Annotated in this window: 15 protein-coding genes; 6 read left to right on the forward strand and 9 right to left on the reverse strand. The window is 72.8% G+C overall.

Features of this window, described 5'->3' with window-relative positions; all coding sequences use genetic code 11:
• Positions 1-7: 7 nt before the first annotated feature.
• From ACWCXC_RS11845 to ACWCXC_RS11855, 3 genes are all read left to right on the forward strand, one after another.
• On the forward strand, positions 8-865 hold the full coding sequence (locus ACWCXC_RS11845) for an ATP-binding cassette domain-containing protein (protein WP_450888406.1): 858 nt from the start codon (positions 8-10) through the stop codon (positions 863-865).
• A 193-nt stretch (positions 866-1,058) separates the two neighbouring features.
• Positions 1,059-1,730: an ABC transporter gene (locus ACWCXC_RS11850; RefSeq protein WP_450888351.1), complete on the forward strand. Its 672-nt coding sequence runs from the start codon at positions 1,059-1,061 to the stop codon at positions 1,728-1,730.
• A gap of 14 nt (positions 1,731-1,744) precedes the next feature.
• The gene (locus ACWCXC_RS11855) at positions 1,745-1,966 is read left to right on the forward strand and encodes a hypothetical protein (RefSeq protein WP_450888353.1); all 222 of its coding nucleotides are present in this window, start codon (positions 1,745-1,747) and stop codon (positions 1,964-1,966) included.
• 21 nt (positions 1,967-1,987) lie between these two features.
• Here ACWCXC_RS11855 and ACWCXC_RS11860 read toward each other — a convergent pair whose 3' ends face one another.
• The 9 genes from ACWCXC_RS11860 to zapE form a co-directional block, all read right to left on the reverse strand.
• Positions 1,988-2,887, reverse strand: a complete 900-nt coding sequence (locus ACWCXC_RS11860; RefSeq protein ID WP_450888355.1) for a polysaccharide deacetylase family protein — start codon at positions 2,885-2,887, stop codon at positions 1,988-1,990.
• 220 nt (positions 2,888-3,107) lie between these two features.
• On the reverse strand, positions 3,108-4,481 hold the full coding sequence (locus tag ACWCXC_RS11865) for an alkaline phosphatase PhoX (protein ID WP_450888357.1): 1,374 nt from the start codon (positions 4,479-4,481) through the stop codon (positions 3,108-3,110).
• An 81-nt stretch (positions 4,482-4,562) separates the two neighbouring features.
• Positions 4,563-6,119 carry a sensor histidine kinase gene (locus ACWCXC_RS11870; RefSeq protein ID WP_450888359.1) on the reverse strand — a complete coding sequence of 519 codons (1,557 nt, stop codon included), beginning with the start codon at positions 6,117-6,119 and terminating at the stop codon, positions 4,563-4,565.
• On the reverse strand, positions 6,116-6,835 hold the full coding sequence (locus ACWCXC_RS11875; protein ID WP_450888361.1) for a response regulator transcription factor: 720 nt from the start codon (positions 6,833-6,835) through the stop codon (positions 6,116-6,118). The genes ACWCXC_RS11870 and ACWCXC_RS11875 overlap by 4 nt, the downstream gene beginning before the upstream one ends.
• A 209-nt stretch (positions 6,836-7,044) precedes the next feature.
• The gene (locus tag ACWCXC_RS11880; RefSeq protein ID WP_450888363.1) at positions 7,045-8,760 is read right to left on the reverse strand and encodes a CotH kinase family protein; all 1,716 of its coding nucleotides are present in this window, start codon (positions 8,758-8,760) and stop codon (positions 7,045-7,047) included.
• Positions 8,757-9,434, reverse strand: coding sequence for a DUF4956 domain-containing protein (locus ACWCXC_RS11885; protein ID WP_450684983.1), 678 nt, complete (start codon positions 9,432-9,434; stop codon positions 8,757-8,759). The genes ACWCXC_RS11880 and ACWCXC_RS11885 overlap by 4 nt, the downstream gene beginning before the upstream one ends.
• Positions 9,431-10,264: a VTC domain-containing protein gene (locus ACWCXC_RS11890; protein ID WP_450685014.1), complete on the reverse strand. Its 834-nt coding sequence runs from the start codon at positions 10,262-10,264 to the stop codon at positions 9,431-9,433. The genes ACWCXC_RS11885 and ACWCXC_RS11890 overlap by 4 nt, the downstream gene beginning before the upstream one ends.
• A gap of 269 nt (positions 10,265-10,533) precedes the next feature.
• Positions 10,534-10,959: an OsmC family protein gene (locus tag ACWCXC_RS11895; protein ID WP_450684984.1), complete on the reverse strand. Its 426-nt coding sequence runs from the start codon at positions 10,957-10,959 to the stop codon at positions 10,534-10,536.
• Between the two features lie 83 nt (positions 10,960-11,042).
• The gene (zapE, locus tag ACWCXC_RS11900) at positions 11,043-12,137 is read right to left on the reverse strand and encodes a cell division protein ZapE (RefSeq protein WP_450888365.1); all 1,095 of its coding nucleotides are present in this window, start codon (positions 12,135-12,137) and stop codon (positions 11,043-11,045) included.
• A 112-nt stretch (positions 12,138-12,249) separates the two neighbouring features.
• Here zapE and ACWCXC_RS11905 point away from each other — a divergent pair, with 112 nt between their 5' ends.
• The 3 genes from ACWCXC_RS11905 (at position 12,250) to murC (ending at position 15,075) form a co-directional block, all read left to right on the forward strand.
• Complete coding sequence (locus ACWCXC_RS11905; RefSeq protein WP_450888367.1) at positions 12,250-13,014, forward strand: pyrimidine reductase family protein; 765 nt, start codon at positions 12,250-12,252, stop codon at positions 13,012-13,014.
• 149 nt (positions 13,015-13,163) lie between these two features.
• The gene (locus tag ACWCXC_RS11910) at positions 13,164-13,616 is read left to right on the forward strand and encodes an indole-3-glycerol phosphate synthase (RefSeq protein WP_450685015.1); all 453 of its coding nucleotides are present in this window, start codon (positions 13,164-13,166) and stop codon (positions 13,614-13,616) included.
• A gap of 64 nt (positions 13,617-13,680) precedes the next feature.
• Positions 13,681-15,075 carry a UDP-N-acetylmuramate--L-alanine ligase gene (murC, locus tag ACWCXC_RS11915; protein WP_450888369.1) on the forward strand — a complete coding sequence of 465 codons (1,395 nt, stop codon included), beginning with the start codon at positions 13,681-13,683 and terminating at the stop codon, positions 15,073-15,075.
• Positions 15,076-15,083 lie beyond the last annotated feature (8 nt).

Below are 15,083 nucleotides of genomic sequence, written 5' to 3' on the forward strand. Positions count from 1 at the left end.
GCCCCTGCTGCGGCTGGAGGCGGTGGGCCGCCGGTACGGACCGGCCGGGCCCTGGGTGCTGCGCGGCATCGACCTCGATCTGCCGGCCGGCGCCCTGGTCCGGGTCGAGGGCGCCAACGGCACCGGCAAGTCCACGCTGCTGCGGCTGGTCGCGGGGGCGGACGCCCCGACCGAGGGCCGGATCACCGGGCGCCGGCCGCGCACCGCGTACATCCCCGAACGGTTCCCGGCGGCCCTGCCGTTCACGGCCGCCGGCTACCTCGTCCACCTCGGCCGGATCCACGGGCTGCGGCGCGCCGAGGCGGCCCGCCGGGCGGAGGAGTGGCTGACCCGCTTCGGGGCCGCCGGCCATGCCCGTACGCCCCTGGCGGAGCTGTCCAAGGGCACCGCCCAGAAGGTCGCGGTCGCCCAGGCGCTGCTGGCCGAGCCGGAGCTGCTGGTGCTGGACGAGGCGTGGACCGGGCTGGACGCCACCGCCCGCGTCGAACTGGACCGGGCCGTCGCCGCCCGTGTCGCCGCCGGGGCCACCGCCGTCCTCGTCGACCACGCCCCGCACCGGCCGGCGGACGCCGCCGACACGGTCCTGCGCGTCGAGGGCACCGGGCTGCGCACGATGCCCGCGGCCCCGGCCGGGACACCGACCGGCCCCCGGGTCCGGATCGAGGTGACGGGACCGCCCGGCACCCCGCTGCCGGACCGCCTCCCCGGAGCCCCCGAGCACACCGCCGCCGCGAACGGCACCCTGCGGCTCACCGTGGCCGCCGCGCACTCCGACGCGCTGCTCACCGCCCTGCTCACCGCCCGGCCGCCCTGGCACGTCGTCGGCGTCGCGGCCGTGCCGGACCTCTCGGACGGGAGCGTATGAACGCGTTGACCGCCTCCCGGCCCGCCCCGTCTCCCGCCCGGCCGCCCCGGGCACGGCGCCGGGGCGCGGCCCCGCCGGACCCCTCGGACGAGAGAGTGTGAACGCGTTGATCCCCTACCGCCCCGCCCCCTGCCCGTTCGCCCCGGGCACGGCGCCGGGGCGCGGCCCCGCCGGACCCCTCGGACACGACCGTATGAACGCACTGCTCCGCTACCAGGCCGCCCTGCTGCTGCGCTCCCAGCGCTGGCTCGCGCCGGTGCTGCTGTACGTCGCCTTCGTCGGCACGGTCGTGCAGTCCGGGCAGCCCGTGCTGGACTCGCTCGGTTACGTCGCCGCCGCGCTGCTGCCCGTCGCCGCGTGGCTCGTCCGGGTCTGCGCGGGCCAGGAGCCGGCCGCCTCCCGGACCGTCGTCGCGGCGGCCGTCGGCGGACGGCCCCGGGTCCATCTGGCGGCGCTGCTCACCGCGCTGGGCTGCGCGGTGGTGCTGGGAGCGGCGGCCACCGCCGTCGTACTGGCGATCAGCGAGCCGGCGAGTGCCGATCACCGGGTCCGGGTGCCGCTGCCGGCGGCCGGGCTCGCCGGGCTGATCGCCGTCTGCTGCTGCGCGCTGACGGGGGCGGCGGTGGGCGCGCTGGGGAGCAGGCCGCTGCTGCACCGTCGCGGCTGGTCGCTCACCGTGATCCCGCTCGGGGCGCTGCTCTGCCTGGTGACCACCGGATCGCCGGCGAAGTCCGCGGTGACGGGCCTGGTCACCGGTTCGCTCACCGGAACGGTCCGGGTGCCCGTGCTGCCGCTGCTCGGGGCGGCCGGGGTGGCCGCCGTCGCGGGGGCGCTCGCCTGCCGGCTCACTTCGGTGCGGGGCTGAGTAGGCTCGTACGTATGGACGAGCAAGGACCAGAACCCCCGCATCCCGAGGACACGGAGTACTGCGGCACCCCGGTGGACCGGCCGGAGGTGTCCCCGGACGAGCCCGCCGGGCCGCCGTACGCGGAGTGCGTGCTGTGCCGGAAGCCGACCGAGTACCCGGAGTCGGCCAAGGGCATCACGCTCTGCCCGGTCTGCGAGTGGCAGGAGGCCCAGCGGACGGCCTGCTCGGGCTGACCGGCGCCCCGCCCGCGGCCCTCACCGCCCGGCGATGAGCTGCGAGACGCGCACGAAGCGGTAGCCGCGCGCGCGGAGTTCGGGCACGATGCGCCGGACCGCCCGGGCGGTGGCCGGGGCGGCGCTGCGGGTGCAGTGCATGACGACGAGCGAGCCGGGCTCCACCCCGTCCAGCACCTGGTCCGCCACCGCGTCCGCGTCGGTCGCGAACGCGTCCCCGCTCACCACGTCCCACTGCACGGCCGTCACCTTCTCCGGGCCGATCGCGCGCAGCGCCGCCCGGTCGTAACAGCCGCCCGGGAAGCGGAAGTAGGGCACCACCCGGCGCGCCCCCGTCCGCCGGATCGCGCCGAACGCCCGCTCCACCTCCCCGCGCATCGCCGCCGGGTCCGCGTCCACGGCCGGCAGCCCGTAGCAGGGCGTGGTGAACGCGTGGTGGCTGTAGGAGTGGTTGGCGATCTCGAACAGCGGGTCCGTGCCGATGGAGCGGGCCTGGCCGGGGTACTCCTCGGCCCAGCGCCCGGTCATGAAGACGGTCGCCGGCACCTTCAGCCGGCGCAGCAGCGCGATCAGCTCCGGATTGTCGAACCGTTCGCCCGCCGCCGCGCGCGGCCCCTCGTCCGCCGTCATGTCGGCGTCGAAGGTGAGCGCCACGACCTTGTCCGTACGCCCGGTGCCGCGCTTCAGCACCGGGGTCAGGCCGCCCGGCCCGGGGGCCAGGACCGGCGGCTCCGGCGCGGGCGGGGGAGTGCGCGGGGCGGCGGGAGAGGCGGGCGCGGACGCGGGCGTGGGGGAGTGCGCGGGGGACGGGGCGTGGGCGGCCGGAGGCGCGGCCTCCAGGGAGCCGTCCGCGCAGCCGGCGAGCCCGCCGCACAGCACCGCACCCAGAACGCTCAGACTCGTCAATTTCCGTGCAGACATGATCACTCACGGAAACTAACCGATCAGGGCGCGGGGTCCCGCTCCCGGCGCTCCCGGGGCCGCGAAGCCGCCCCGGGATTCACTCGGTCGTCGAGCGGGCGCGGCACCTCGATCCGGCAGCCCCGCAGCAGCTCCGGCAGAGTGTCCGACGACGGGGCGTTCACCAGGCGGTGGGCGGAGTCGGAGCGGCGGGCGGGGCGGTGCGGGTCCGGTCAGGGGATCAGCGCCACGGCCCCGTCACCGCGAACGTCGTCCCCGGCGTGTAGCAGTTCACGTACATCGTCGCCAGGTCCGGGGCGAAGGTGACGCCGGCGAACTCGCCCCACTCCGGCTCCTCGGCCGTGCCGATGTTCTGCCGGCCGCGCGCCATCGGATAGACCTCCCCGCGCCGGGTCAGGCCGAAGACGTGCTGGGCGCCGTTGCCGTCCTCGCACACCATCAGCCCGCCGTCGGCGGCCAGGCAGATGTTGTCGGGGGACTCGCCGGGCAGTCGGACGTCGGTGCCGGGGCCGAAGACGATGACGAGGGTGAGGCGCCGGCGGGCGGGGTCGTAGCGCCAGACCTGCCCGAAGTGGTCGGCGGCCGAGCCCTCGTCGCTGTGGGCGAAGCTGGAGACGAAGTAGACGCTGGAGCCGCCCCAGTAACAGCCCTCCAGCTTCTGGGCGTGGGTGATGCCCCTCGGCCCGAAGTCCTGGAAGCGGATGGGGGTTTCGGTGGCCAGGGGGTCCGGTACGGGGACCCACTCGATGCCATCGAAGACGGTTCCGGTCGTCTGGACGGCGGAGAGGTCGGCGACGCCCGGGACCCGCATGGCCTCCAGCCGCCCGCCGGCCCGCAGGGAGCCCGTGCCGCCCAGCGGCCTGTGCGGCAGGAAGCGGTAGAACAGCCCGAAGGGCCTCTCGAAGGCGTCCTCCGTCTCGTAGAGGACGCCGCTGCGCGGATCGACGGCCACGGCCTCGTGCTGGAAGCGGCCCATCGCCGTCAGGGGGACGGCTCCGGTGCGGTGCGGGTCCGCGCCGTCCACCTCGAAGACGAAACCGTGGTCCTTGGTGTAGCCGTTGGTTCCGGCCCGGTCCTCGGTCTCCTCGCAGGTGAGCCAGGTGTTCCACGGGGTGCGCCCGCCGGCGCAGTTGACGGCGGTTCCCGCGATGGCGACGCGCTCGCCGAGGACGGCGCCGTGGCGGTCGAGTTCGAGCGCGGTGCAGCCGCCCTTGCCCATCGGGTCGTAGGTGAGTCCGTCCACGGTCGGCACGGCGGTCTTCGCGGTGACCCGGTTCTCGTGGTTGCGCACCAGGCGGACGCCGCCGCGCCGGCCGGGGAACGCGGCCATGCCGTCGCAGTTGCTCGGCACCGGGCCCTCGCCCGAGCGGAGCGGGTCGCCCTCGCGGGAGAGCACCCGGTAGCGGAACCCCTTCGGCAGGTCGAGCAGTCCGTCCGGGTCGGGCACCAGCGGGCCGTAGCCGGCGTGGCCCCGGGCGGACGCGGTGCCCGCGAAGAGTTCACCGAACGCGCCGGTGAAGGCGACCGCGGCGACCGCGCCGCCCGTGGCGAGGATCTGACGGCGGGTGGCGGGGACGCGGGATTCGTCGGACATGAGGCAACTCCCTGTTGGCGGACAGGTGACATGGCAACGTCAAGAGCAGCCCTGCCCGTTCGACGTCCCGGGCGAACGTTGTCACGCCACAGTGGCCGATTCCGGTCCGACGCCCCGGGGCAGCAACAGACGGAACGTGGAGCCGTAGCCCGGACGGGTGTCGAGTTCGAGGCGGCCTTGGTGGGCCGTCGCGATCGTGGAGGCGATGGCCAGACCGAGGCCGGATCCGGGCTCCGGACCGTCCGCCGCCGACGGCCCCCGGTAGAACCGTTCGAACGCCTGTCGGGCGGCGTCCGGTGCCAGCCCCGGCCCGTCGTCCACCACCTCCACCACGCACACCGGCACCCCCGGTGACAGCGCGGCCGTGGCGCTCGTGCGACCCGGCCGGTCGCATCCCCCTGCGCGATGCCCGGTCAGGGCCGTGCCGACCCGCACCTCCACGCTCGCGCCGGGCGGGGTGTGCACACAGGCGTTGGCCAGCAGATTGGCGATCACCTGGGCGAGCTGATGGGGATCGCCCAGCGTCTCGACGACATCGAGCGCGGTCGCCGGCCCCTCCGGACCGTCCCCCGCGAGTGGCGCCAGCCGCACCTCGCGCTCCGGATGGGCGACGACCGCCGCGCGGACCCCGTCCGCCGCCAGCGACAGCAGATCCACGCTCTCCCGGTGCGTCACGGGCGCGTACCCCAGTTTGGCCAGCAGGAAGAGGTCGTCGACGAGCCGGCTCATCCGCTCGGAGTTCCGGACGATCAGCTCGTGGGCCTCACGGCGCCGTGCGGCGGGCAGCCGGGGCTGTTCGACGAGCAGTTCGGCGAAGCCCTGGACGGACGTCAGCGGGGTCCGCAGCTCGTGACCGGCGTCGGCCATGAAGCGGCGCAGCCGCCGCTCCGACGCGTCCTTGCGGTGCAGGGCGGCCCGCACCTGGTCGAGCATGGTGTTGAAGGCGATGCCGAGCCGCCCGGTCTCGGTCCGCGGGTCGGTGTCGGTGACCACGAGCGCCGACTCGCCCGCGGTGATCCGCAGGGCCGTGCGTTCCATCCGCGCCAGCGGGCGCAGCCCCAGCCGCACCGCCGCGCTGCTCAGCAGTCCGACACCGGCGGCGGCGACGGCCCCGATCGCCAGACTGAACCACAGGAGCTTGGAGGTGGCGCCCTCCACGGTGTCGAGCGGCAGCGCCACGACGACCCGCCGCCCCTGCGGATCGGTGTCCACGACCACCCGCCAGTTCCCGTCGCCCTTCTCGGCGGGCAGGGTGGCGGGCTTCCCGGTCGTCAGCCCCAGCGCCGCCACGGTCCCGGGCAGCCGGGGGCGTCCGTCGCCGCTGCCCAGCGAGTCCGGCAGGAGCGTTCCGTCGGCGTCGTAGAAGAAGACCCGGTAGTCGGAGGGGAGGAGGTCCTTCTGCGGCACGGCCGCGTCCGAGGTACCCGGCAGCGTGCCGTGCCCACGGACGTACGCGGGCAGCGGCGGGGGACGGAACTCCCCGAGGCGGTCGTCGATCTGACCGGTGAGCCAGCCGCGCATCACCGTCATCCCGGCCGCCTGCGACACGAGGACGGCGACGGTGGCGAGCACGGTGGAGATCAGCACCAGCCGGGTGCGGATCGAGCGGGGCCGGAACCGGCGCGGCGGCCGTGTCACGGGGCTTGCTCGCGGGGCAGCCGCAGGCAGTAGCCCACCCCGCGCACGGTGTGGATCAGTGGCCGGTCCGCCCGGTCGATCTTGCGGCGCAGGTTCTTGATGTACGTGTCCACGATGCGGGTGTCACCGGCGAAGCCGTACTGCCACACCTCCATCAGGATCTCCTGTTTGCCCAGCACCTTCTCCGGATGGGACACCAGGCAGACCAGCAGCCGGAACTCGGTGGGGGACAGTCGCACGGCGCGGCCCGCCCGGTGCACCGTGTGGCGCTCGCGGTCCACGCTCAGATCGGCGTAGCGGAGCGGCGGCGGCTCCGGCCCCCGCCTCGGCGCGCCGGCCGTGCGGCGCAGAATGGCCCGGATCCGCAGCAGGATCTCCTGGATGTGGAACGGCTTGGTGACGTAGTCGTCGCCGCCCGAGCTGAGACCGATGATGCGGTCCTCGATGTCGGTGCGGGCGGTGAGGAAGAGCACAGGGGTGTAGTCGCCCCGCGCGCGCAGTTCGCGCGTCACGGCGAAGCCGTCGGTGTCGGGCAGCATCACGTCGAGGACGATCAGGTCCGGGCGGCAGCGGTCGGTGGCCTCGACGGCCGCCCGTCCGTCCACCGCCGTGACGACGCGGTACCCGGCCGCGGTCAGGGCCGAGGAGAGCAGGGTGCGGATGCCCGGGTCGTCCTCGACGACCAGGACGGTGTGCGGAGCGGACCGGTCGCCCATGGAAAGCGATCACCTCATGGCGTGGCGGACGGGGGCGCACGCCGGGCCGGGACGGTGCCGAGGGTGCGGTGCGCGCGAGGGTAGTCCGCGAACTTGTGCGGATTCACAGGAACGGCCGGGTCCGGCCCCGAGCGGGCGGGACCCGGCGGCGCGTACGCCCGCGCGCTCCGGAGCCCGGAAGGGGGGTCCGGGCTCCGGAGCGCGCGCGGTCAGCCGGTGACCTCATTGTTCTTCGCCAGGGCCGTGGTCCGCTGCGTGACCGTGGTGCGCAGCGCGCCCACCGCCTTGTCGACGTCCGTGGCCGGGACGCCGGCCCTGCCAGCCTGCCGGGCGATGTCCTTGAGCGCCCGGGTGGCCTTGCCGGAGCCGTAGAACTTCTCGTACAGGTCCCGGTACGCCTCCTTGTAGACAGCGTCGAAGGCGTCGAGCTCCAGGAAGCGGTCCTTGAGCGCGTGGCCGGACATCGGGCCGCCCGGACCCGCTCCCGGCGCCCCGTCACCGCCCCCGAAGTCGGGCGTCCCGGCCCCTTCGGGCAGGTCCGGCATGCCTTCCGGGAGGTCCGGCATGCCCTCGGGCGGCTGCGCGCCTTCGGGGGGCTCCGGCATGCCTTGGGCCGTGCCGCCGCCGGGCTGTCCGGCGTTCTGCCCGCCCCCGGGCCCGCCCCGGCCGCCGCCCATGCTCATCGAGTCGTCGGGTCCGGCGGTCGCGTTCCCGCTGAAGGTGAGGTTGTAGTCCCAGCCCAGTACCGAGAACTTCTTGGTGTCCAGGTCGTACCCGAGCAGGTAGTTCTTCCCCGGGCCCGCCATGTCGTCGAAGTTCATCAGCAGGTTCTGCGCCGCGACGTAGTGGGCGAGCGAGTCGACGTCCACGTGGTCGTCGAGGTGCTCGGCGAACTCCTCGTCCGAGGCGTTCTCCACCCACTTGATCAGCTTCATCACCGGTTCGAGGTCCTGGCTGCCCACCTTGTTGAGCTGGCGGAAGGACGTCTCGTACGTCGAAGGGTCGTCGCCCTGGTAGGCGAAGCTGCCACCGGCCCTGGCCTTGTAGACCACGGACTCGCCCTCGACCGCCTCGGCGTACTCGGTGTCGGGGTTCTCCACCATCAGCCGGACGGCGGCCGGCCGGTTGTTGACCTTCAGCGTGGAGAAGCCGTACCGCTCGGCCGGCTCGCCCGTTCCCTCGATCAGCGCGAGCGACAGGGCCTCGTTGACGGGCACCTGGGCGTTGCTGCCCGGACGGAGCGAGATCTCCCGCTCGCCCTGGTAGGCGCGGCCCTCCACATACTCGTCGATCTTGATGAGCCAGGGCAGTTCCTCGGGCTTGTCGGCGGAGAGGTTGTACTGCACCATCCCGCCGCCACGACCGCCACCCGGTCCACCAGCCACACCACCGGCACCACCAGCCGCATTGTTCTGACCGGTCCCGGCGGTCGCACCGGCGCCGCCGGCCATACCCGCGCCGCCCGGCATTCCGGCGCCCCCGGGCATGCCGCCGGCCCCGCCGGGCACCCCGCGTCCGCCCCGCAGGGACATCAGCGTGGAGTTGCCCTTGAGGCGGATGCCGACGTCCTGGAGGTAGACCCCGTCGATGGTGAGGTCGGCCGGGATGGCCTCCTTGGTGCCGTCCTTCGTGAACTCCTTCATCATCTTGTCGAAGTCCGTCTGGTTGTACTCCAGTTGAATGGAGTGGCGCACCGAGGTGTCGTACAGCCCGACCGTGCCCTTGACGTTCTCCGTGATGGTGTCCGCCTCCACGCGCGAGGCGGAGGTGACGTACGGGGAGATGCGGGCGTCGCCGAAGACGGCCACCATCACCACGAGCCCCGCGCACAGTGCTCCCGCCGGCTTCCAGTGGTGCCGCACCCGCACGGGCACCCGGTCGCGCAGCCTCCGGCGGCGGGCGGCGCTGCCGTCGCCGGTGCTCACAGGTCGGTGGTGTCGTAACCGGTCAGCACGGTCACCCGCTGTCCGGAGGTGTGTTCCTGGAGCGCGGTGACCAGGTCGCCGGGCTCGGTGCCCTTCTTCATCCGCACGGTGTAGAACACCTCGTTCAGCGCCCCGCCGCGGATCGACTCCGTGCTGACCAGCTCGAACTCGCTGGTGTAGCGGATCAGGACGTCACGGATGCCCGGGGTGTGGTCCTCGCCCGCCGGGACCTGGACCTTGACCACCTGGCGCTGGACGTTCAGCGCGAACCAGTCGAACTTATGCATGACAACGACCACGACGCAGATGACGACCGCGCCGACCGCGGCCAGCGTGTAGAAGCGCGCACCGCAGGCCATGCCGATCGCCATCGCCAGGAAGATGAACCCGACGTCCCGGGTCTCCTTGACCGCGTTGCGGAACCGGACCACGGACAGCGCGCCGACCAGGGAGAACGCCCGCGCCAGATTGGACCCGACGACGAGCATGATCAGGGCGACGATCATGCCGACGAGGACGAGGGTCTGGACGTAGGACTGGCTGTACGACACGTTCCGGTGGGTGTACCGGTAGACGTAGCCGATCACCGTGCTCAGGACGAAGGACAGCACCATCGCCGCGACGACGTCGGTGACGCTGAACGTCCCGCTGAGTTCCTGCAGATCGAAGTTCACTGGGCTCCTGCTTTCACCGGCGCGTCCTGGGCCGGCAGCGTCGTGTCGAGGGGGGAGGGCGAGGGAGGCGGGAAGGCCGCCTCGTCGAGATGGAAGACGGAACGGGGGGCCAGCCCGAACGCCTCGATGGACTGGACGTACTTGGACACCCGGATGAGGCTGAGGTTGCGGCGGGCCGCCAGATCGGTGATCCAGGTGGGGGTGCGTTCGTTGACCTTGATCTCCATCACCGAGAGGTGGGGCGGGACGGTGAAGCGGTTCTCCGGGTCGGCGCCGCCGAAGTGGAAGTCCCGGTCCCGGCCCCGGATGCGCCGGTCGAAGGTGACGCGCAGTCCGGTGTCCGCCGCCCGCCCCACCAGGGCCTCGCGCTGGTAGCCGGTGATCGCGGTCGGCCGCAGGTTCAGCCGTACGACCAGATCGAGCACCTCGTGGACGAACGCCCGCTCGTTCGGTGCGTGCTCGATCAACTCCCGTGCGTCGCAGAGCCGTCGGGCTGTGCCGTACGGCAGGGTGATGCGCCGCTTCTGAGTGACCCGGTTGACGCGTTGCTTGATCTCGACGCAGACCGGGGAGTCGTCGGTGACCCCGACGGGTTCGCCGTAGTGCCGGATCCGCAGCTTGCGGCGGAATTTCAGGCCCTCGATCTTCTCCCAGTAGAACCGCAGCTGCGGTGAGTCGTAGTACAGGCTCCACACGCCGTACCCGCCGACGGGGCTGTGGAGATCGCGGTCCATCCGCTCCGCCAGCTCGTCGCGGAGTTCGGCCGCCTGCTCCACCGGGACCAGGTATTTGAGCTCGAACCGGTTGAACGCGTGCAGTCTGCTCGCCACCTGCAGCGGTCGGGGGTCCTCGGAATGCCCCTGGGTGGGCTCCCGGGACGGGGCCGTGTCGTGTTGCGACACCGCGTGCCTCCTTCGTCGTCCGTGCCGGACGGGCCGGCCCGCGATACGCAACCAACGGCGCATGAGGAGGTCATGAGAATCGTGGGTGTATCGCAGGAGGATTCAGGAAGGCGGGGAGGTGAACACAAGGTGTTCCGGACATGACTCTGCCCCCGGGGGCCGGCCGCGACCGTCCCCCGGGGGCATCGGGAAAGAACTCAGACGAGCGAGGCGCTCAGCGTGATCGTCGTGCCCGTCAGCGCCTGGCTGACCGGGCAGTTGGCCTTCGCGTCCTCGGCCGCCTTGACGAAGCCCGCCTCGTCGAGACCCTCCACCTCGCCCTGCACGGTGAGGTGGATACCGGTGATGCCGGTGCCCGGCTGGAAGGTGACCTCGGCCTGGGTGTTCAGCCGGGTCGGCGGGGTGCCGGCCTTGGCGAGACCGTTGGACAGCGCCATGGAGAAGCAACTGGAGTGGGCGGCCGCGATCAGCTCCTCGGGGCTGGTCTTCCCGTTCGCCTGTTCCGCGCGGGACGGCCAGGAGACCGGGTACTCCCCGATCCCGGAGGAGTCGAGGGTGACGACCCCCGTGCCTTCGAGCAGGTTGCCTTCCCAGACCGTGTGCGCCTGACGCGTGGTAGCCATGCTGGTTCCCTTCGAACGGAATGCGCTGTTGTACGGGGACGGCGCGGCACTGCGTCGGACCGCGCCGGTGTACGCCCCCGAACCTACTGCGCCACCAGCCCCTTGGCGTCACGCGCCAGGGCCGTCAGCCGGGAGATCGCCCGGAAGTACTTCTTCCGGTACCCGCCGTTCAGCATCTCCTCGCTGAAGAGGCGGTCGAAGGGCAGCCCGGAGGCGAGCACGGGGATCTCCCGGTCGTACAGCCGGTCGGCGAGCACCACGAGCCGCAGCGCCGTCGACTGGTCCGGCACCGGCCGCACCTCGGTGAGGCACACCGCCCGCACGCCGTCCGTCAGCGCGCCGTACCGGCTGGGGTGGACCCGGGCCAGATGGTCGAGCAGCGCGGGGAAGTCGTCCAGGCTGGCGCCCTCGGTGGCGTACGCGGCCCTGGTGACCTGCTCGTCGGAGTACGGCGGCGGGGCCTCGGGCAGACCCCGGTGGCGGTAGTCCTCGCCGTCGATGCGCAGCGGGCGGAAGTGCGCGGAGAGCCCCTGGATCTCCCGCAGGAAGTCGGCGGCGGCGAACCGGCCCTCACCGAGCTTGCCCGGCAGGGTGTTGGAGGTCGCGGCCAGCGCCACGCCCGCCTCGACCAGCCGGCTCAGCAGCGAGGAGACCAGCACGGTGTCGCCCGGGTCGTCCAGCTCGAACTCGTCGATGCACAGCAGCCGGTGCCCGCTCAGGGTGCGGACGGTCTGCTGGAAGCCGAGCGCGCCCACCAGGTTCGTCAGCTCCACGAAGGTCCCGAAGGCCTTCAGCGACGGCGCGGCGGGCGTGGCGTGCCAGAGCGAGGCCAGCAGATGCGTCTTGCCGACCCCGTAGCCCCCGTCGAGGTAGACCCCGCGCGGCCCGCTCGGCGCCACGGCCTTCCTGGCGAACCACTTGCGCTTGCCGGCCCCCGAGGCGTGTGCCCCGCCCAGTCCCGCCGCGAAGCCGGAGAGGACCTCGATGGCCTCGGTCTGGCTCGGCTGGTGCGGATCGGGGACGTAGGTGTCGAAACGTACCGAGTCGAAGCGCGGCGGCGGCACCATCTCGGCGACCAGCCGGTCGGCGGGGACGTGCGGTTCGCGGGCGCACAGGGACAGCGGGGCCGTGTCGGCTATCGGACCCGGCCCGGACGCACTGGCAGTGAAGGAGGACACAACCACTCAGCTTACGGCCTCCCCCGCGATGGTCGGCGGCGTCACGGCGTCCGGGGCCTTCTCCCGCTGACCGTCGCGGGCGAGGCCGCCGGGCCGTGCCAGACTGCGGATCATGCGACGCCTGTTCCCTGTGACCGACCCGACAGCAGCCGAGGACCGCGGAGAGTGGAGCCTCGACGACCTCGCCGACGCCTATGCGTACCCCGGGGGTGACGGACCGTGGCTGCGCGCCAACATGGTGTCCACGCTCGACGGGGCCGCCCAGCACGACGGCCGCTCCCAGCCGATCTCCTGCGACAGCGACATGCGGATCTTCGGCACCCTGCGGGGCCTGGCCGACCTGGTGATCGTGGGCGCCCAGACCGTACGCCTGGAGGGATACCGCCCGGCCAGGGCGCGGGAGGCGTTCGCCGCCCGCCGGGAGGCCGCCGGGCAGACCCCCGCACCCGCGATCGCCGTGGTCAGCGGCAGCCTGGACCTGGACTTCTCGCTGCCGCTCTTCGTCTCCCCGTCGGCCGCCACCCTGGTGCTGACCGGGGCCGGGGCCCCGCCGGACCGGATCGCGGCGGCCCGGAAGGCGGGCGCCGAGGTGGTGATCGCGGGGGAGGGCTCCCGGGTGGACCCCGCCCGCGCGGTGGCCGAGCTGGCCGAGCTGGGCCACCGCAGGCTGCTGACGGAGGGCGGGCCCCGGCTGCTCGGCCAGTTCGTCGCGGCGGGCGTGCTGGACGAGCTGTGCCTGACCCTGGCGCCGATGCTCACGGCGGGCGACGCGCAGCGGATCGCGGGCGGTCCGTCGGTGGCCGTGCCGGAACGATTCGTCCTGACATCGCTGCTGGAGGAGGCCGGGTTCCTCTTCTCTCGCTACCGTCGGGGCTGACAAACAGCGGAATATCCCGTTCCGGTTAGCGTTCGGTGGGCAGAATGGATCTCGCAGACCCCGTGCGCGCACGGGGAAGGATGGTTTCAGCAGCGATCGGCCACGGTCACTGAATCAGAAGGGCCCCTGTGGTGTTCACCAGCGTTTTGATGATCGAGAAGCCCCTCACCTCCGCGGACGTCGAGTTCGTCACCACCCTGCACGGGGAGGAGCGGATCTCCTTCGTCGTCCTGATGCAGCCGCGAGGGGACCAGGCGGACGTCCTGTTGCGGGCCATCGACGACCTGGCGATGGGCGAGCTGAAGGAGGCGGCCCGCGAGAGCGAGGTGCCGGAGGGGAAGAACGCCAGAGACTCCGCCGAGCTGGCCCTGGAGGTGTCGCTGGAGGCGCTGCGCCAGGCCGGCTGCGAGGCCGTCGGACAGGTGATCGAGGAGCACCCCCTGGACACGCTGAAGTCCGTCGTCGACGAGGCGAGCGCCGACGAGGTCATCGTCCTGACCGCGCCCCACTACGTCGAGGAGTTCTTCCACCGCGACTGGGCCTCGCGCGCCCGCCACAAGGTCGGCGTCCCGGTGCTCAAGCTCTTCGCGCACAGCGAATAGGCTGGTTCCGCGGCTCCGGTTGGCTCCGGCCCGCAGATCTCGAAGCCCACCAGGAGGAGCACAGATGGCACCCGGCATTCCAGCCGCCATGGAACGACCCCACTTCATCGGCATCGGCGGCGCCGGAATGTCGGGCATCGCCAAGATCCTCACCCAGCGCGGCGCGAAGGTCGCGGGCAGCGACTCCAAGGAGTCCCCCACGGCCGAGGCGCTGCGCTCCCTGGGCGCGACCGTCCACATCGGACACGCCGCGGACCACCTCGCCGACGACGCCACCTGTGTGGTCGTCTCCAGCGCCATCCGCGCCGACAATCCGGAGCTGGTGCGCGCCGGGGAGCTGTCGATCCCCGTCGTGCACCGCTCCGACGCCCTCGCCGCACTCATGGGCGGGCTGCGCTCCCTCGCCGTCGCGGGCACCCACGGCAAGACGACCACCACCTCGATGCTGGCCGTCGCCCTGACCTCGCTGGGCCTCGACCCGTCGTACGCCATCGGCGGCGACCTGGCCGGACCCGGCACCAACGCCACCCACGGCGAGGGCGGCATCTTCGTCGCCGAGGCCGACGAGAGCGACCGCAGCTTCCAGAAGTACGACCCCGAGGTCGCGATCGTCCTCAACGTCGAACTGGACCACCACGCCAACTACGCCTCGATGGACGAGATCTACGAGTCCTTCGAGAAGTTCACCGGCAAGATCGTCCCCGGCGGCACCCTGGTCGTCTCCGCCGACCAGCCCGGCGCCGTCGAGCTGACCGCCCGGGTGCGCGCGCTCCCGGACCTCACCGTCGTCACCTACGGCGAGGCCGAGACCGCGGACGTACGCGTCCAGAAGATCACCCCGCGCGGTCTGACCAGCGAGGTCACGGTCGTCCTGAACGGGAAGTACCTCACCTTCACCGTCTCGGTCCCCGGCCGGCACTACGCGCTGAACGCGGTCGCCGCCCTCGCCGCCGGCGTCGCCCTGGGCCTGCCCGCCCACAACCTCGCCTCGGCCCTCGGCACGTACACCGGGGTCAAGCGCCGCCTCCAGCTCAAGGGCGAGGCCGCCGGCGTCCAGGTCATCGACAGCTACGCCCACCACCCCACCGAGATGACCGCCGACCTGGAGGCCATGCGGGGCGCCGCCTCCGACGCCCGCCTCCTCGTCGTCTTCCAGCCCCACCTGTTCTCCCGCACCCAGGAACTGGGCACCGAGATGGGCCGCGCCCTGGCCCTGGCCGACGCCTCCGTGGTCCTGGACATCTATCCGGCCCGCGAGGACCCGATCCCCGGCATCACCAGCGCCCTGATCATCGAGGCCGCCGAGGCCGCCGGGGCCGACGTCGCCGCCGTCCACGACAAGGACACGATTCCCGAGGTCATCGCGGGAATGGCGAAGCCCGGCGACCTCGTTCTCACCATGGGGGCGGGCGACGTCACTGACCTCGGCCCGCGGATCCTGGACCACCTGTCGAGCTGAGGGAGCCA

The sequence above is a fragment of the Streptomyces sp. NPDC001515 genome, assembly GCF_053597115.1.